The sequence below is a fragment of the Streptomyces lunalinharesii genome (genome assembly GCF_039532155.1).
GTDB classification, from domain to species: Bacteria; Actinomycetota; Actinomycetes; order Streptomycetales; family Streptomycetaceae; genus Streptomyces; species Streptomyces lunalinharesii.
In genome coordinates, this window is the sequence record NZ_BAAARK010000050.1 from 13,138 (window position 1) to 30,057 (window position 16,920).

The following is a 16,920-nucleotide window of genomic DNA, read 5'->3' on the forward strand; positions in this document are numbered from 1 at the left end:
CGGCCCGTACGACTGAGGTCCTGCATGTCGCCCTCGACCCCCACGCCGGTCGACGCCCTGAAGAGTCCTGGCCCACAGCCGCCCAGGAACGGACTCGACCGCTTCTTCAAGATCTCCGAGCGGGGCTCGACGGTCAGCCGCGAACTGCGCGGCGGACTCGCCACGTTCTTCGCGATGGCCTACATCATCGTGCTGAACCCGATCATCCTCGGCGCCGGCGTCGACAAATACGGCCACCATCTGGACAACGGGCAGCTGGTCACCGCCACCGCCCTGATGGCCGGCCTGGGCACCGTCCTGATGGGCGTGATGGGCAACGTCCCGATCGCCATCGCGGCCGGCCTGGGCATCAACGCGGTGGTCTCGCTCCAGCTCGCGCCCAAGATGAGCTGGCCGGACGCGATGGGCATGGTGGTGCTCGCCGGTCTGGTGCTGATGATCCTGGTCGCCTCCGGGCTGCGCCAACGGGTGATGGACGCGATCCCGGGCGGGCTGCGGCGGGCCATCGCGATCGGCATCGGCCTGTTCATCTCGCTGGTCGGCCTGGTGGATGCGGGCTTCGTCAGCCGCAACCCGGACGCCGCGCACACCACCGTGCCGCTCAGCCTCGGCCAGGGCGGTCAGCTCAAGGGCTGGCCGGTGCTGGTGTTCGTGCTCGGCCTGGCGCTGATGTTCGTGCTGACCGTCCGCAAGACCAAGGGCGCGATCCTGATCGGGATGGTCACCATGGCCGTCGTCGCGATCATCATCAACGCGGTGGCGACCATTCCGGACGCGTCCTGGGGGCTGGCCGTCCCGAACGTCCCGGACCGGATCGTCGGCGCGCCCGACTTCGGACTCATCGGCAAGATCAGTCTCTTCGGCGGCTTCAAGGAAGTCGGCGTGCTGACCGGCTGCCTGTTCGTCTTCACCGTCCTGCTGTCCGGCTTCTTCGACGCGATGGGCACCATCATCGGCGTCGGCGAGGAGGCCGAGCTGCTGGACAACGAGACCGGCAACCTGCCCAACATGGGGCGGATCCTGATGGTGGACGGCATCGCGGTCGCCGCCGGCGGCTTCGGCTCGGCCTCCGCCAACACCTGCTTCGTGGAGTCCACCGCCGGCGTCGGCGAGGGCGCCCGCACCGGCCTGGCCAACCTGGTCACCGGCGGGCTGTTCCTGCTGTCGTTGATCTTCACGCCGCTGGCCACCGTCGTCCCCTCGCAGGCCGCGACGCCCGCGCTGCTGGTCGTCGGCTTCCTGATCATGGCCTCGAACGTCCGGGGCATCGACTGGAGCGACTTCACCGTCGCGATCCCGGCGTTCCTGACGGTGATCTCGATGCCGTTCACCTACAGCATCACCAACGGCATCGGCATCGGCGTGCTCGCCTTCATCCTGCTGCGGACGGCGACCGGCCGCTTCAGGGAGGTCCCGTGGCTGCTGAACGCGGTCGGGGTCTGCTTCCTCGTCTACTTCCTGCTCAACCCGATCGAGCAGGTGCTCGGGGTCAAGTAGGCGGCGCTCCGGTCGGCCCCGTCACGACGGGCGGGGCACCGACCCCCAGCCGTGCAGCCGCTCGGTCGCGTCGACCGAGTTCGACAACCGTTCATCGAAGTCCTCGCGGATGAGCGTCCGGACCACGTAGTCCTGGACGCTCATTCCGCGTTTTGCGGCATGCTGCCCAAGGCGCTCCAGCAGCTCCCCGTCCACGCGCAGGCTGAGCACTCTCGATCCCATACCGACACGGTCCCCGCACGGTGTGGTCAGGTGTGTCGCTTTCCGCGACGTCCTCACTCATATGGGTGATCCCACGGTGTCCAGCGGCGGGCCCCGGTACCCCGCTTTCCTTAGAAAGGCTAATGAGCTATGCTAAAGACCATGCCGGAACTGTCCAACGGTGTCGACGCTGACGCCGTGAATTCCCTGCGGTCCGCCGTGATGCGCCTCTCGCGCCGCCTGAAGCACCAGCGCGTCGACGAGTCGCTGAGCCCCACCGAGATGTCGGTGCTCGGCACCCTCGCCCGGTGCGGCCGGGCCACGCCCGGCGAGCTGGCCCGCAAGGAGCACGTGCAGCCCCCGTCGATGACCCGCATCGTCGCGATGCTGGAGGCCAAGGGACTGGTCCGGCTGGAGGCACACCCCGACGACCGCCGCCAGAAGGTGGTCACCCAGACCGAACAGGCCGAGGCGATGCTCGAGGAGAGCCGCCGCAAGCGCAACGCCTGGCTCGCCGAACTGGCCGCCGGGCTGGACGACGACGAGTGGGCCAAGGTGCGGGACGCCGCTCCCGTACTGGAGAAGCTCGCACAGCTGTAGACCCTGGCCCGAGGAGGCGAACCCACTTTGAGTACGGGACCCGGAGCACACTCCGCCCCCGCACCGAACTCCCACCACGACACGGTTACCGACGACGCGAACGCGACCACCCCGGGCCCCATCGAGGCCCCCGGTGACGCCGCAGCCCCGCCCCCCGGCGGGACTGCCACGGCCGGCACGACCCCCGGCCCCGCCGCCACACCGCGCACGGGCATGTTCAGCTCCCTCCGCATCCGCAACTACCGTCTCTTCGCCACCGGTCAGGTGGTCTCCAACACCGGCACCTGGATGCAGCGCATCGCCCAGGACTGGCTGGTGCTCAGCCTCACCGGCTCGTCCGGCGCGGTCGGCATCACCACCGCGCTGCAGTTCCTGCCGATGCTGCTCTTCGGCCTCTACGGCGGCGTCCTCACCGACCGCTTCGCCAAGCGCAAGCTGCTGCTGTGCACCCAGTCCGCGATGGGCCTGACCGGCCTGGCGCTGGCCGGCCTCACGCTCAGCGGCCAGGTCCAGGTCTGGCACGTCTACGCGGGCGCCTTCCTCCTCGGCCTGGTGACGGTCGTCGACAACCCGGCCCGGCAGGCGTTCGTCTCCGAAATGGTCGGCCAGCGCGACCTGCGCAACGCGGTCAGCCTGAACTCCGCCAACTTCCAGTCCGCCCGGCTGATCGGCCCGGCCGTCGCCGGCGTCCTGATCACCGCCTTCGGCAGCGGCTGGGCGTTCCTCTTCAACGGCCTGTCGTTCCTCGCCCCGCTCACCGGCCTGTTGATGATGCGGACCGCCGAACTCCACAAGGTGGACCGGGTCCCGCGGAGCAAGGGGCAGCTGCGGGAGGGCCTGGCCTACGTCCGCCAGCACCCCGAACTGATCTGGCCCATCGTCCTGGTCGGCTTCATCGGGACCTTCGGGTTCAACTTCCCGATCTGGCTGACCGCCTTCACCTACAAGGTCTTCCACGCCGGGGCCGGCACGTACGCGCTGTTCAACGGCCTGATGGCGGCCGGCTCGCTGATCGGTGCGCTGCTCGCGGCCCGCCGGTCCGGATCCCGGCTGCGGATGCTGGTCGGGGCGGCGCTGGTCTTCGGCCTGCTGGAGTGCGTCGCCGCCCTGTCGCCCGGGTTCTGGGTCTTCGCGGCGCTGCTCGCCCCGATAGGCATGGTCGGCCTGACGATCAACGTCACGGCCAACTCCAGCGTCCAGATGGCCACCGACCCGGCGATGCGCGGCCGGGTGATGAGCCTGTTCATGATGGTCTTCATGGGCGGTACGCCGCTGGGCGCGCCGCTGCTCGGCTGGGTCACCGACACCTACGGCCCGCGGATCGGGTTCCTCGCCGGCGGGGCGATCTCCGCGGCGGCCGCGGCCCTGGTCGGCCTGGTCCTGGCCCGTTCCGGCGGGCTCCGCCTCAAGATCGACCTGCGGCGCGGGCACCCGCACGTGGCGTTCGTCCCGCGCAGGGGCGCCGCCGGGGTGGCCGGTGAGGCGCCGGAGAAGGAGCTGGCGCCGGCGGCGTAGCCGTTCGCCGGGCACGGCGGCTCACGCGGGGCAACACTGACCCCATGAGACTCTTCGCCGCCGTGCTGCCGCCGGCCCACCTCCTCGGCCAACTGGCCGCGGAGGTGGGCCGGTTGAAGCAGTTGCCGGACGCCGAACGACTGCGTTGGACCGGCCACGACGGCTGGCACTTCACCCTCGCCTTCTACGGCGAGGTGCCCGCGGACGCCCTCACCGAGCTGCACGAGCGACTGGGCCGCGCCGCCCACCGGCACGCCCCCTACGAGCTGCGGATCGCCGGCGGCGGCCGGTTCGGGGACCGGGTGGTGTGGGCCGGGGCGGACGGCGACCGACCCGCCATGCGCCACCTCGCGGACGCGGCCGAGGCGGCCGGCCGCCGGGCGGGCCTGCGGATGGGCGAGCACCGCCCGTACACCCCGCACCTCACCCTCGCCCGGAACCGCGTCGGCCGCCTCGACCTCGTCCCGTACACCGCCGCCCTGGCCGACTTCGCGGGCGGCGCCTGGACGGTCGAGGAGATCGCCCTGATGCGCAGCCACCCGCCGGCGCCCGGCGTCCCCGGCGGCCAGCCGCACTACGAACCGGTGGCGCGCTGGCCGCTGGGCGGCTGAGCCGGAAGCGGCCCGGGCGGCGAACGACCGGGTCGGCGCAGGGCCCGGTTCGGCCCCGGTTACGCTCAAAGGGTGGATCCCAAGACCCGTAACCGGATCATGTCCGGTCTGCTCGCCGTGCTGCTGATCGTCGTCATCGTGGCGGCGGCGCTGCGCTGACCCCACCGCGCCGCCCGCCGCGGCGCGCCGCCGGCCGCCCGGGCACCCGGCTCACCAGGCGAACGCCTCCGGGGACGGCCCCGGCCCCGGGAAGACCTCGTCCAGGCCCGCCAGCAGCTCCGCGGACGGCTCCAGCTCGACCGCGCGCAGCGCCGAGGCGAGCTGGTCGGCGGTGCGCGGGCCGACGATGGGCCCGGTCACCCCCGGCCGGCTGAGCAGCCACGCCAAGGCCACCTCGCCCGGCGCCAGGCCGTGCTGGTCGACCAGGTCCTCGTAGGACTGGATCTGCGCCCGGATCGTCGAGTTGGCCAGGGAGTCCGCGGAGCGGCCGGAGGTCGAGCGGGCCGCGCCGGCGCCCTCCCGCTCCTTGCGCAGCACCCCGCCCAGGAGCCCGCCGTGCAGCGGCGACCAGGGGATCACGCCCATGCCGTACTCCCGGGCCGCCGGGATGACCTCCATCTCGGCGCGCCGCTCCGCGAGGTTGTACAGGCACTGCTCGCTGACCAGGCCCAGCGAGCCCCGGCGGGCGGCGGTCTCGTTGGCCCGGGCGAGGTGCCAGCCGGCGTGGTTGGAGGAGCCGACGTAGAGGATCTTGCCCTGCTGGACCAGGACGTCGACGGCCTGCCAGATCTCGTCCCAGGGCGTGGACCGGTCGACGTGGTGGAACTGGAACAGGTCGATGTGGTCGGTGCCCAGGCGCTTGAGGCTGGCGTCCACCGACCGGCGGACGTTGAGCGCGGAGAGCTTGTCGTGGTTGGGCCAGACCGGCTCGCCGTCCGGGCCCATGTTGGCGTACGCCTTGGTGGCCAGCACGGTCTTGTCCCGCCGGTCGCCGCCGCGGGCGAACCACGAGCCGATGATCTCCTCGGTGCGGCCCTTGTTGGCGCCCCAGCCGTAGGCGTTGGCAGTGTCGAAGAAGTTGATGCCCGCGTCCAGCGCGGCGTCCATGATGCGGTGGCTGTCCGCCTCGTCGGTCTGCGGACCGAAGTTCATCGTCCCGAGGACGATGCGGCTGACCTTGAGTCCGGTGCGTCCCAGCTGCGTGTACTTCATGGTCGTCCAGCCAAGCCCTTGAAGCCCGCTCGAAGCAAGGGGTCAGGCGGTGTAGGGGCCGCCGACGTCCCACGCCTGGTGCATCGCGTCGGCGAACGCGCCGGCCAACTGGTGCTCGCCCAGCTCGCCGGGATGGGTGCCGTCGTAGGTGGACCGGTCGATGTCCCAGCGCTCCGGTACGGAGGCCAGCAGCAGCGGCGAGCCGGGGGTGGACAGGTCGGCCACCGCCTTCGCCAGCAGTTCGTTGAAGCGCGTGCACTGGGCGTCGAAGTCCGGGTCCACCAGTGCCCGCACGTTGGGTATCACCGGCAGCAGCACCGCCCGGACGTGTGGCCGGGCGGCCCGCGCCCGCGCCACGAAGAGCCGCACGTTGTGCGCGGTCTGCTCCGGGTCGGTGTAGAAGCCGAGGTCGATCAGGCCCAGCGAGACCAGCAGGGTGTCGGCCCGGTGCTCGCGCACCGCGTCCTCGATCAGCGGTGCCATGTGCAGCCAGCCCTCGCCCCAGCCGGCGAGGTGGTTGCGGGCCTTCTCGGGGAAGGCCGGGTCGGCGTAGGCGTGGGAGTCCGCGTCGCCGGTGGCCGGGTCGTGGAGCGTGCGGCGCGGGCCCACGATGCGGTACGGGCCGGGGTACGTCGCATTGAGGTGCTGCCACATCCGGTAGCGCCACGTGTGGTCGCCGGAGCTGCCGATCGTCATGGAGTCCCCGACGCACATGATCCTCATCCGGCAATGATGGCCGACGACGCTACCTGCGGGTACGTGACGCTGGCCACGCGGCCCCGGGAGGGCCGGCGCCGTGGCAGGCTGTGCCCCATGTGTGCCGCCGTGCGTCGCCCCAGGAGCCCCCGCCGTCCGCTCCCGTACGCGACGGGGGTGGCGGCCGGGGCGCTCGCCCTGCTGGCCGCGGCCGGCGGGCCGGCCGCCGCCGCGGAGCCGGACGCCTTCACCCTCACCGACCCCCGGATCACCGAGTCCAGCGGCCTGGCCGCCAGCCGCACCCACCCCGGCGTCTACTGGACCCACAACGACAGCGACGACGGCCCCTACGTCTACGCCGTAGACGCCGCCACCGGCCGGACGGTCGCCACCGTCACCCTGCGCGGCATCGGGGCGCCGCGCGACGTCGAGGCGATATCGGTCGGCCCGGACGGCAGGATCTACGTCGGCGACATCGGCGACAACCTCGGCGGCAGCTGGGACCACGTCTGGATCTACCGCTTCCCCGAGCCGGCGCAGCTGCGCGACACCACCGTCACCGCCGAGCAGTTCACCGTCCGCTACGCCGACGGGCCGCGGGACGCCGAGGCGTTGATGGTGCACCCGAAGACCGGCCGGGTCTACCTCGCGAGCAAGAAGCAGGGCGGCGGCGCCGCGCTCTACGAGGGCCCGGTCCGGCTGTCCGCCGCCGGGAGCAACACCTTCCGCAGGGTCGCCCCGATCGACCTGTGGGTGACCGACGGCGCGTTCTCCCCGGACGGCAGCCGGTTGGTGCTGCGCGGCTACTTCGGGGCGCAGGCGTACCGCTGGCGCGACGGCCGCCCCGAGGCCCTCGGCCCGGTGGCGGTGCCGCTCCAACGCCAGGGCGAGTCGGTCAGCTTCACCCCCGACGGCCGCACGCTGATGTACGGGTCGGAGGGGCGCAACAGCCAGGTCGAGCCGGTGGCGCTCAGCGGGGAGCAGCTCCCGGACGCGGCGCGGCGGGACGACGACGCGGCGGACGGCGGGACGTCGGGCGGCGGCACGGCGGCCGGCCGGCCGGGGGAGTGGTCCGGCGGGGCGTCCAGCTACGGCAAGGGGGCGCTGGTGCTGGCGGGCGCGACGGCGCTGGTGCTGGCGGTCCGGAGCCTGCTGCGGCGCGGTCGCCGGTAGCGGCTGCGGGCGGCCCCGTCCGGGCCGTCCCCGCTACCCCTGGGGGCCGTCCTCGATCAGCCGCAGCTCGTAGTGGAGCGTGGGCTCCCGCCGCAGCCGGTGCACGAGCGGCGCCACCAGCCCGTGGATCAGCGGGTACTTGCGGGTCAACGACCGCTCGGCGCGCCGGTACTCGCGGGTGGCCGGGTCGAGCAGCCGGACCCGGGCCCGGACGGTGGGCCCGGTGGGCTTGCCGCGCCAGGTCGAGGCGCAGAACTCCACCTCGGGGACGTTGCGCATCCGCTTGACCTTCCAGGCGCTGCCGAAGGTGCGGAAGTAGGCGTGGTCGCCGTCCACCGCGAGGTTGACCGGGGTGCCGACGCCGGTGCCGTCCCTCTTGTAGGTGGTCAGCAGGATCGTTCCCTGGCGCTCGAAGGGGGCGAGGCCGGGGCTGGGAGGGGTCCGCATCCCTCCATGGAGGCACATCCGGCCCGTTTCGTCACGTCTCGTTGCGGTGCGTCCGGTGTGGCGGCCGGGCGCGGTGCGTCCGTTCGGGGGCGCGTTCGCCGCCGTGGGGCGCGCGTTCGGCGACGCCCGCCGTGACGCCTTCGGCGGTGCGCCGCGCCCGGCGTCCGCGCCGCCGACCTCGCGCTCCCCGGGGGCGACGGCCCGTCAACGGCCTTGTCAGTGGCGGGAGTTACGTTGGCCACATGACCGATGCGGATGTTCACGAGGGCCCGGTGCACGACGACGAGGCGGCGCACGATCCGGACGAGGAGGTGCAGCCCTGGCGGCACAGCGAGGTCACCCTGACCCTGCTCTTCCCGCCGTTCCCCGACCCGGACGTCACCGAGCGGGAGCCGCTGCCGGCGCACGACCCGGTGCGCGCCCGCCGGGTCGTCGAGGAGCTGGGCACCGTCGCCGAGGTCCTTCAGGAGTTGCCGGAACGGCCCGTCGGGGAGCTGGCGTGGCCGTCGGTCCGCGCCGACCTGGACTTCGTCGCGGTCGGCTGCTGGGGCGACGTCGTCATGGTCTTCGAGCCGGCGCTCGGCAGCGACCTGCTCTGCGACGCGATGACCGCGGAGGTCGCGCGCCAGCGCGCCCGGCACCCCGAGGCCCGCATCGTCGGCTCGGTCGAACTCGACTACGGCAACCGCTACCTGGAGGAGCAGGTGCTCCTGCCGACCGGCGAGGAGGTGTTCGCCGGCGGCTGGGACTGCGACGACGAGGACGCCTGGAGCTTCGTCGGAGACCCGCAGGAGGTGCTGCGGGCGCTCGGCGTCGACCGGAGGACGGCGGTGGAGGTGGGGTTCGACCTCGACGCCGAGCCGTGCGACCGCACCTGGTCCGACCTGGGCGTACTGGCCCTCGGGTGGCACCGTCGCCCCGCCGGTGGCGTCGAGCGGCGGCACGTCTCGTCCTTCCGCGTCCGGCGGTCGCAGGAGGGCGCGGACAACCTCGCCGAGGTGTGGTTCCCGCGGTTCTAGGGCCGGCCGGCACCCCGGCACGCGGACGGGCCCCGGCGGGGCGTCGTGCGCCGTGCCGGGGCCCGTCCGGGGCGGTGTGCAGGTGCCGTCAGAGCTGGCCGACCACGTAGTCGATGCAGGCGGTCAGCGCCTCGACGTCCGCCGGGTCGATCGCCGGGAACATCGCGATCCGCAGCTGGTTGCGGCCGAGCTTGCGGTAGGGCTCGGTGTCGACGATGCCGTTGGCGCGCAGCGTCTTGGCGATCGCCGCCGCGTCGACGTCGTCGTTGAAGTCGATCGTGCCGATGACCTGCGAGCGCTTCGCCGGGTCGGTGACGAACGGGGTGGCGTACTTGGAGTCCTCGGCCCAGCCGTAGAGGGCCTGCGAGGAGGCGGCGGTGCGGCCGACCGCCCAGTCCAGACCGCCCTGGCCGTTGATCCACTCCAGCTGCTCGTTGAGCAGGAAGAGGGTGGCGAGGGACGGGGTGTTGTACGTCTGGTTCTTCAGGGAGTTGTCGATCGCGGTGGGCAGCGAGAAGAACTCCGGGACGTGCCGGCCGGACGCGTGCACGGCGCGGGCGCGCTCCAGGGCGGCCGGGGAGAAGACGCCGAGCCAGAGCCCGCCGTCGGAGGCGAAGGACTTCTGGGGCGCGAAGTAGTAGACGTCGGTCTCGGTGATGTCCACCGGGAGGCCGCCGGCGCCGGAGGTCGCGTCGACCAGCACCAGGGCGCCGTCGTCGGCGCCGGCCACCCGCCGGATCGGGGCCGCGACACCGGTCGAGGTCTCGTTGTGGGTGAAGGCGTAGACGTCCACGCCCGCCTCGGCGACCGGCTCCGGGTGGGTGCCCGGGTCGGCGGAGACGACGGTGGGCTCGGCGAGCCACGGCGCCAGCTTGGCGGCCTTGGCGAACTTCGAGGAGAACTCGCCGAACGACAGGTGCTGCGACTTGTGCTCGATCAGGCCGTGCGTCGCGACGTCCCAGAACGCGGTGGAACCGCCGTTGCCGAGGACGACCTCGTAGCCCTCGGGGAGCTGGAAGAGGTCGCGCACGCCCTGGCGCACCGAGCCGACCAGGTTCTTGACCGGGGCCTGGCGGTGGGAGGTGCCGAGCAGTGAGGTGCCGGTGGCGGCCAGCGCGTCGAGCGCCTCCGTACGCACCTTGGAGGGGCCCGCGCCGAAGCGTCCGTCGGCGGGCTTGATGTCAGCGGGAATCTGGATATCAGCCACGGGGGAAGCCTAGAGGGTCAAGCGGGGGTCGGGCGGCGCGTCCAGCCGGTGAGATGACGGGCGGTCGGAGTGTGGACACGGGCCGTCACAGGCGCCTCACAGGTTGCCGAGGTCCTGCCCGGCGGCGCCTCTGACCTGCGAGATCACTCGGAGCGGTGCGGGGTGCGGTCCGCCGCGTAGAGGGTGCCGAGCGCCGCCGCGGCGTCGGCCAGGTACCAGGTCCCGGCCTTGGCGACCAGGCCGTACGGGCCGACGGTGTAGGTGCGCAGCCGGGTCTCGCCGCCGTGCCGGTAGCGGATGCGGAGCCGCAGGTCGGTGAAGACGGCGGTCTGCAACTCGTCTTCCACTCGTACGCGGCGTGAACACCCCTACGTCAGGTGAACGCCCCTACGGCCGGCGCTCGTTCGCCGTCCGGTGCCGTCAGCTGAAGACGGCCGCCAGGACGAGCAGCGCCACGAGCGGGGCGAGGGTCTCCCGACGGGCCGCGCGGCGCAGCGGGTCCAGCGACGGCAGGCCGTCGGACGAGTGGTGCGACCGCCCGCCCGGGGAGGCTCCGGCGGCGTCGTGGGAGGTGCTGCCGGAGGCGTCGTCGCTCATGCGTCCACATCAGGCGCGACACCTTTGTCCACAGGGCTTGATCCGCCCCCGCCCCGCGGGGGCACTCTGGAGGCATGGCTGAGCGCACGGAGACTGAGGGCACGGAGTCGGGCGAGCGGAACGGCGGAGGCAGGGGCACCGGCGGGCGGGAGAGTGAGCGGGCGGCCGCCGCCCGTCGGGAGCTGGCCCGCGATCTGGCCGCGGCGGTGCGGGGCGAGGTCTCGGCCACCGCCGCCGACCGGGCCCTGATGACGATGGACGCGTCCAACTACCGGCGGATCCCGGACGCGGTGGTCGCGCCCCGGGACGCCGAGGACGTCGCCGCGGCGCTGCGGGTCTGCCGCGACCACGGCGTCCCGGTGGTGCCGCGCGGCGGCGGCACCAGCATCGCCGGCCAGGCCACCGGCACCGGCGTCGTCCTGGACTTCACCCGCCACCTGCGGCGGATCGTCGCACTGGACCCCGAGGCCGGCACCGCCGTGGTCCAGCCGGGCGTCGTCCTCGACGACCTGCGGGCGGCGGCAGCCCCGCACGGCCTGACCTTCGGCCCCGACCCCTCCACCCACAGCCGCTGCACCCTCGGCGGCATGATCGGCAACAACTCCTGCGGCTCGCACTCGGTGGCCTGGGGCACCACCGCCGACAACGTCCACGCCCTGGAACTGCTCACCTACGGCGGCGAGGCGGTCCGGGCCGGCCGCGGCACCGACCCCGAGGGCCGCCCCACCGGCCTCCCGCCGCGCCTGCGCGACGGCGTCCAGACCCTGGTGGAAAGCGAGTTGGCGCTGCTGCGCACCGGCTACCCGACCGGCCTGCCGCGCCGGATCTCCGGCTACGCCCTGGACGCCCTGCTGCCCGAGGCCGGCACCGACCTGGCCCGGGCCCTCACCGGCAGTGAGGGCACCCTCGGCGTGCTCACCGAGGCCACCGTCCGGCTCGTGGCGACGCCCGCGGCCCGCGCGCTGGCCGTCCTGGCCTACCCCGACGAGGGCGCCGCCGCCGAGGCCGCGCACACCCTCCTCCCGCACGGGCCGCTGACCGTCGAGGGCATGGCCGCCGACCTGGTCGGCAAGGGCACCACCCAACTGCCCGACGGGGGCGCCTGGTTGTTCGTCGAGACGGGCGGCGCGAGCCCCGCCGAGGCCGCCGCCCGGGCCGAGGCGCTGTGCCGCGTGGCGGTCGCGGACGGCGCCACCGGCCACGCCCTCGTCACCGACCCGGCCGGCCAGCGCGCCCTCTGGCGGATCCGCGAGGACGCCTCCGGCACGGCGACCCGCATGCCCGACGGCAGCGAGGCGTGGCCCGGCTGGGAGGACTGCGCCGTCCCGCCCGTCCGACTGGGGCCCTACCTGCGGGACTTCCGCGCCCTGCTCGCCCAGCACGGGCTGCGCGGCACCCCCTACGGCCACTTCGGCGACGGCTGCATCCACGTCCGGATCGACTTCGACCTGCTCACCCCGCCCGGCATCCGCCGCTTCAGGGAGTTCTCCACCGACCTGGCCGCCCTGGTGGTGGCGCACGGCGGTTCGCTCTCCGGGGAGCACGGCGACGGCCAGGCCCGCGCCGAACTGCTCCCCGCGATGTACGGCGACGAACTGGTCGGCGTCTTCGGCCGGTTCAAGGACCTGTGGGACCCGGCCGCTGGCCTCAACCCCGGCATGCTGGCCCGCCCCGCCCGCCTCGACGCCAACCTGCGCTTCGCCCCGCTGCCGCCCGGCCCGGTCCCGGTGGAGTTCGGCTACCCGCACGACGACGGCGACTTCACCGCCGCCGTCCGCCGCTGCGTCGGCGTCGCCAAGTGCCGTACGAAGCAGCTGGGTTCGGGCTCAGCGGACGTGATGTGCCCGTCCTACCGCGCCACCGGCGAGGAGCAGCACTCCACCCGCGGGCGCGCCCGACTGCTGCACGAGATGCTGGCCGGCGAGGTGATCACCGACGGCTGGCGCTCCCCCGAGGTGCGCGACGCCCTGGATCTCTGCCTGTCCTGCAAGGGCTGCCGCAGCGACTGCCCGGTGGGCGTCGACATGGCCACCTACAAGGCGGAGTTCCTGCACCACCACTACGCGGGCCGGCTCCGCCCCGCCGCCCACTACGCCATGGGCCGGCTGCCCCAGTGGCTGCACGCCGCCGCCCCCGCGGCGCCGGCCCTCAACGCCCTCGCCCGCACCCCGCTCGCCGGCGTCGCCAAGCGGCTCGCCGGGATCGCCCCCGAGCGGGAGATCCCGCAGCTGGCGCGGGAGACGTTCCGCCGCTGGTGGTGGCGCCGGCACACCGCGCCCACGGGCGGCCGGACCGTCGTCCTGTGGCCCGACACCTTCACCAACCACCTCTCCCCGGAGGTGGGGCGGGCCGCCGTCCGCGTCCTGGAAGCGGCCGGACTCCGCCCGCTGCTGCCCCCCACGGCCCCCGTGACCGACCGCCCGGCGCGCCGCCTGCCGCGCCCGCCGCGCCCCGGCCTCTGCTGCGGCCTGACCTACGTCTCCACCGGCCAACTCACCCGGGCCCGGGCCGTCATGCGCCGGACGGTGGAGGTCCTCGACCCCCTCGTGCGGCCCGGCCGCCCCCTGGTCGTCCTGGAACCGAGCTGCGCCGCGGCGCTCCGCACCGACCTGCCGGAACTGCTCGCCGACGATCCGCGGGCCGCCCGGCTCGCCGCGTCCGTGCGCACCTTCGCCGAGGCGCTGGAGGAGCTCGCCCCCGACTGGACCCCGCCCCGCATCGACCGCGCGGTGGCCGGCCAGACCCACTGCCACCAGCACGCGGTCCTCGGCGACGCCGCCGACCGCCGACTGCGCGAACGCGCCGGTCTGACGGGTGCGTTGAGCGGCGGCTGCTGCGGACTGGCGGGCAATTTCGGCTTCGAGCGCGGCCACTACGACGTCTCCGTCGCCTGCGCCGAGGACCAACTCCTGCCCGCCGTGCGGTCGGCCGCCCCGGACGCCGAGATCCTCGCCGACGGCTTCTCCTGCCGCACCCAACTCACCCAACTCGGCGCGCGCCCGGGACGCCACCTGGCGGAGGTCCTGGCGGAGGCACTGGACGCGGGGCGGGAGCGGGGGGAGGGGTAGCGGTCGCCGACCACCGGTGTCCGCAACGCCGCGTCGGCGGCCGCACGTGCAGGCGGCCGCCGACGCGGGGAGGACGGGAGCAGGGGGGTGGGTCGGTACGGGATCAGTACAGGCCGGTGTAGGTGTTCCAGCCGTTGCCGATCTTCACCCGGGGCGTGAACCGGCCGGTGCCGTCGGCGAGGTAGCGGTAGAGGTCGCCGCGGGAGTCGGTGGCGAGCAGGTCCGCACGGCCGTCCCCGTCGAGGTCGCCCGGGGCGGCCAGTTGGACGTACGCGTGCCAGCCGCCGCCGAGGTTCACCGGCGCCTTGAACGGGGCGCCGGCCGTGCCGGTGCCCGCGTAGAGGTAGAGCGAGCCGCCGGGCGTCCGGGCGACGATGTCCGGCCGGCCGTCCCCGGTGAAGTCACCCGCGCCGACCAGCGCGTCGTAGGCGTTCCAACCGGCACCGATCCTGATCCGGCCGCCGACCCGGTAGCCGGTGCCGTCACCCGGGTAGAGGTGGAGCACGCCCGCACGGTCACGCGCCAACAGGTCGCCCCTGCCGTCGCCGTCGAGGTCGCCGGGGCCGAACACGGTGCGGTAGACGTTCCAGCCGGCCCCCAGGAAGGCGGGACCGGAGCCGGAGGGGTGCTCGTAGTTGTACAGGCCGCCGTCGTAGATCTGGAAGACGTCGCCCCGGCCGTTTCCGTCCATCGAGGAGGCGAAGAAGAGCTGCGCCCCGGCGAACGCTCCTTCTCTGCTCATCGGCTGACGTGCACTGAGCATTCCGTTGTTCAGTGAGTGGTAGTAGTACAGGGCGCCGCGGGTGTCGAGTCCCAGCAGTTCGGACTTGCCCAGGTACGGGTTGCTGCCCGCACCGGCGAAGAGCGACGCCACTCCCCAGCCCGACCCCTGCCGGTCGCGAGCGAGCAGTTGCCCGGCGCCGTCGGAGCGGTAGAGGAACAACTCGCCCGCCCTGCTGCGCGCGAGAAGGTCCCCGTACCCGTCGCCGTCGTAGTCGTCGACGCTGAGGAGCTGGTTGTAGATCCCGAAGCCGTAGCCGACCTTCACCCGGGCCTGGAACGGGACCGAGGCGTGGCCGGTGCCCGCGTAGAAGTAGAGGTCGCCAGCCGGGGTGCGTGCGTAGAGGTCTCCGTGCCCGTCGCCGTTCGCGTCGTTCACGCCGACGATCTGGTCGTAGCCCTGCCAACCGCCGCCGATCTTGACGCGGGCGGCGAACGGGGCGACCAGGCGGCCGTTGGACCGGTAGAGGTACAGCTCGCCGGAGGGCGCGCGGGCCAGCAGATCGGTCTTGCCGTCGCCGGTCAGGTCGCCGGGGGCGAGGATCTTGTTGTACTCCTGCCACCCCTTCCCCGACCAGTGCGGGTACGTCGCATCGGACGTGGCGTAGCTGCTGCGGAGGGCGAGGGTTCCGTCGGACGACAGGGAGAGGACTTCCATGGTCCCGTTGCCGTCCTGGTCGCCGACGGGAACGATGTCCTTGAACATTTCGCCCGCGGAGCCGCCGAGGTTGAACCTGCTGACCGTTGACCCGTCGGACAGGGCGACGCGCACTCCGTCGTCCTGGGCCCGGTAGAGGACTTCGCTCAGGCCGTCCCCGTTGAGGTCGAAGCGCGGCGGAGCCTTGGCGGTGGTCACGGCAGTCCCCTCGCCCGCCACCCCCCGCCGCTCCGCGCCGCGCGGCGGGCGCATCAGGGTCGGCTGCCGGTCGTCGGCCGGGCGGTGCGCGGTGGTCTGCCGGTTTGGTGCGGTCGGTCGGTCCTCGGCCGACGCCGGCGCGGAGAGCAGGGTGCCGGCGCAGAGGACGAGCGTGGTGCAGGCCGCGAGGCGGCGGGCGCGCCGGGAGCGCGCCCGGCCCGAGCGGACGGGTGCAGCGGAAGTCAAGGTTCCCCCCACAGGAAGCAGCGACAGGACCGGGCGGATCACGGGGTGGGTGCAGGGTGCACGGCTCACGCGGGCCCGCTGGGGAGTGCCCCAGGGGGCGCGCGGAGGGTGAAGGCGCCCGGGTGGAAGGAGTGTACAAGCGGTGACGGAATGGTGAAGCCGATTTCGGTTACGAATCGAAAGTGCCGTGTCAGGTGGGGAGTTGGCGGGCCGCCCGGCCGCGAACGCCGCTCGCTCCTCAGCCCATCACCTCACGGGCCAACGCCACCAGGTCCGGGATGCGGGGGTGGCCCGGGGCGTCGCGCCAGGCGATGACGACGGGGACGGGCGGGGCGTCGGTCAGGGGGACGTAGGCCATCGCGGGGTGGGGGTGCATGCCGGCGGTGGCGGAGGTGGTGACGCCGACCGCGCGGGCGCCGGTGATGGCGGCGATCCAGTCGTCGGTGTTGCCGATGGTGAGCGTCGACGAGGGGCGGGCCTCGGGCGGCCAGAGGTCGAGGGTGGTGGTTCCGGAGACCGTGTTCACGGCGAGGGTGCGCGGGGCGAGGTCGGCGAGGCAGAGGGCGGGGCGGGCGGCCAGGGGGTCGTCGGCGGGCAGGCCGGCCACCCGGGGCTCGGTCGTCAGCTGCTCGGTGACCAGGCCGGGGGCCCGCACCTCGCCCCGGAGGAGGGCCACGTCGACGTCGCCGCGGGCGAGGCCGGCCGTGCGGTCGTCGATGCGCAGGAGCTGGAGCGGGGTGTCCGGGTGCTCCTCGTGCCAGCGGCGCAGCAGCGTGGTGGTGTCCGCCCCGGCCGCCGACCAGGCGTGGCCCAGGCGGAGCGGCCAGCCGGCGTGGTGCCCGTAGGCCAGGGCGCGGTCGAAGGCGGCGACCGCGAGGGCGGCCTGGTCGCGGAAGGCGACGCCGTCCGGGGTGAGCGCCAGGTGGTGGGTGGAGCGGTCGACGAGGCGGACGCCGAGGGCGTCCTCCAACTGGCGCAGGGTGCGCGAGGCGGCGGGCTGGGTGAGGTGGAGGCGTTCGGCGGCGCGGGTCACGCTGAGGGTGTCGGCGACGGCGAGGAAGCAGCGGAGATGACGCAGCTCGATGCTCATGCGTGCGGAGCATAACAACCGGCGAAAACGCATTTCACGTGCGCGAACGCGGGTCGTAGCGTGGGAACGTGAATGCTTCTCCCGCGTCGCCCGCCGGCTCCGGCG

Annotated in this window: 15 protein-coding genes and 1 pseudogene; 7 read left to right on the forward strand and 9 right to left on the reverse strand. The window is 73.7% G+C overall.

Annotated elements, in window-relative coordinates; genetic code table 11:
- Nucleotides 1-24 precede the first annotated feature (24 nt).
- Complete coding sequence (locus tag ABD385_RS36925) at nt 25-1,497, forward strand: NCS2 family permease (RefSeq protein WP_344584097.1); 1,473 nt, start codon at nt 25-27, stop codon at nt 1,495-1,497.
- 21 nt (nt 1,498-1,518) lie between these two features.
- Here the strand turns inward: ABD385_RS36925 and ABD385_RS36930 are convergent, their stop codons facing one another.
- Entirely contained in the window at nt 1,519-1,719 is a 201-nt protein-coding gene (locus tag ABD385_RS36930; RefSeq protein ID WP_344584099.1) for a hypothetical protein, read from the reverse strand.
- Between the two features lie 141 nt (nt 1,720-1,860).
- On the opposite strand from ABD385_RS36930, the gene ABD385_RS36935 reads away from it, so the two are divergent.
- From ABD385_RS36935 to thpR, 3 genes are read left to right on the forward strand one after another with little or no spacing between them, the layout of a single operon-like run.
- Nucleotides 1,861-2,298 carry a MarR family winged helix-turn-helix transcriptional regulator gene (locus ABD385_RS36935; RefSeq protein ID WP_016572425.1) on the forward strand — a complete coding sequence of 146 codons (438 nt, stop codon included), beginning with the start codon at nt 1,861-1,863 and terminating at the stop codon, nt 2,296-2,298.
- A gap of 27 nt (nt 2,299-2,325) precedes the next feature.
- Nucleotides 2,326-3,813 (forward strand): MFS transporter, encoded by a 1,488-nt coding sequence (locus ABD385_RS36940; RefSeq protein ID WP_344584101.1) that lies wholly within the window; start codon nt 2,326-2,328, stop codon nt 3,811-3,813.
- A 44-nt stretch (nt 3,814-3,857) separates the two neighbouring features.
- Nucleotides 3,858-4,424 (forward strand): RNA 2',3'-cyclic phosphodiesterase, encoded by a 567-nt coding sequence (gene thpR, locus ABD385_RS36945; RefSeq protein WP_344584103.1) that lies wholly within the window; start codon nt 3,858-3,860, stop codon nt 4,422-4,424.
- 210 nt (nt 4,425-4,634) lie between these two features.
- Here thpR and ABD385_RS36950 read toward each other — a convergent pair whose 3' ends face one another.
- Nucleotides 4,635-5,636, reverse strand: a complete 1,002-nt coding sequence (locus tag ABD385_RS36950; protein ID WP_344584105.1) for an aldo/keto reductase — start codon at nt 5,634-5,636, stop codon at nt 4,635-4,637.
- 42 nt (nt 5,637-5,678) lie between these two features.
- The gene (locus ABD385_RS36955) at nt 5,679-6,350 is read right to left on the reverse strand and encodes a GDSL-type esterase/lipase family protein (protein WP_344584144.1); all 672 of its coding nucleotides are present in this window, start codon (nt 6,348-6,350) and stop codon (nt 5,679-5,681) included.
- 99 nt (nt 6,351-6,449) lie between these two features.
- Between ABD385_RS36955 and ABD385_RS36960 the strand changes: the two genes are divergently transcribed.
- Nucleotides 6,450-7,505: a WD40 repeat domain-containing protein gene (locus tag ABD385_RS36960; protein WP_344584107.1), complete on the forward strand. Its 1,056-nt coding sequence runs from the start codon at nt 6,450-6,452 to the stop codon at nt 7,503-7,505.
- A 33-nt stretch (nt 7,506-7,538) separates the two neighbouring features.
- On the opposite strand, the gene ABD385_RS36965 is transcribed toward ABD385_RS36960, so the two are convergent.
- Entirely contained in the window at nt 7,539-7,952 is a 414-nt protein-coding gene (locus ABD385_RS36965; RefSeq protein ID WP_344584109.1) for a PPOX class F420-dependent oxidoreductase, read from the reverse strand.
- Nucleotides 7,953-8,194: 242 nt separating this feature from the next.
- Here ABD385_RS36965 and ABD385_RS36970 point away from each other — a divergent pair, with 242 nt between their 5' ends.
- Complete coding sequence (locus ABD385_RS36970) at nt 8,195-8,971, forward strand: DUF6333 family protein (RefSeq protein WP_344584110.1); 777 nt, start codon at nt 8,195-8,197, stop codon at nt 8,969-8,971.
- An 88-nt stretch (nt 8,972-9,059) separates the two neighbouring features.
- Here the strand turns inward: ABD385_RS36970 and serC are convergent, their stop codons facing one another.
- From serC to ABD385_RS36985, 3 genes and pseudogenes are all read right to left on the reverse strand, one after another.
- Nucleotides 9,060-10,178, reverse strand: coding sequence for a phosphoserine transaminase (gene serC / locus ABD385_RS36975; RefSeq protein ID WP_344584112.1), 1,119 nt, complete (start codon nt 10,176-10,178; stop codon nt 9,060-9,062).
- A gap of 164 nt (nt 10,179-10,342) precedes the next feature.
- Nucleotides 10,343-10,519, reverse strand: a pseudogene (locus tag ABD385_RS36980) (WYL domain-containing protein); the annotation flags it as partial.
- Between the two features lie 79 nt (nt 10,520-10,598).
- Nucleotides 10,599-10,775, reverse strand: a complete 177-nt coding sequence (locus ABD385_RS36985) for a hypothetical protein (RefSeq protein ID WP_344584114.1) — start codon at nt 10,773-10,775, stop codon at nt 10,599-10,601.
- A gap of 74 nt (nt 10,776-10,849) precedes the next feature.
- Here ABD385_RS36985 and ABD385_RS36990 point away from each other — a divergent pair, with 74 nt between their 5' ends.
- Nucleotides 10,850-13,843, forward strand: coding sequence for an FAD-binding and (Fe-S)-binding domain-containing protein (locus ABD385_RS36990; RefSeq protein ID WP_344584116.1), 2,994 nt, complete (start codon nt 10,850-10,852; stop codon nt 13,841-13,843).
- A gap of 103 nt (nt 13,844-13,946) precedes the next feature.
- Here ABD385_RS36990 and ABD385_RS36995 read toward each other — a convergent pair whose 3' ends face one another.
- Both ABD385_RS36995 and ABD385_RS37000 read right to left on the reverse strand, forming a co-directional pair.
- Complete coding sequence (locus tag ABD385_RS36995; RefSeq protein WP_344584118.1) at nt 13,947-15,725, reverse strand: FG-GAP repeat domain-containing protein; 1,779 nt, start codon at nt 15,723-15,725, stop codon at nt 13,947-13,949.
- Between the two features lie 238 nt (nt 15,726-15,963).
- A complete protein-coding gene (locus ABD385_RS37000; protein WP_344584119.1) occupies nt 15,964-16,815 on the reverse strand; it encodes a LysR family transcriptional regulator in 852 nt (283 codons plus the stop codon).
- Nucleotides 16,816-16,920 lie beyond the last annotated feature (105 nt).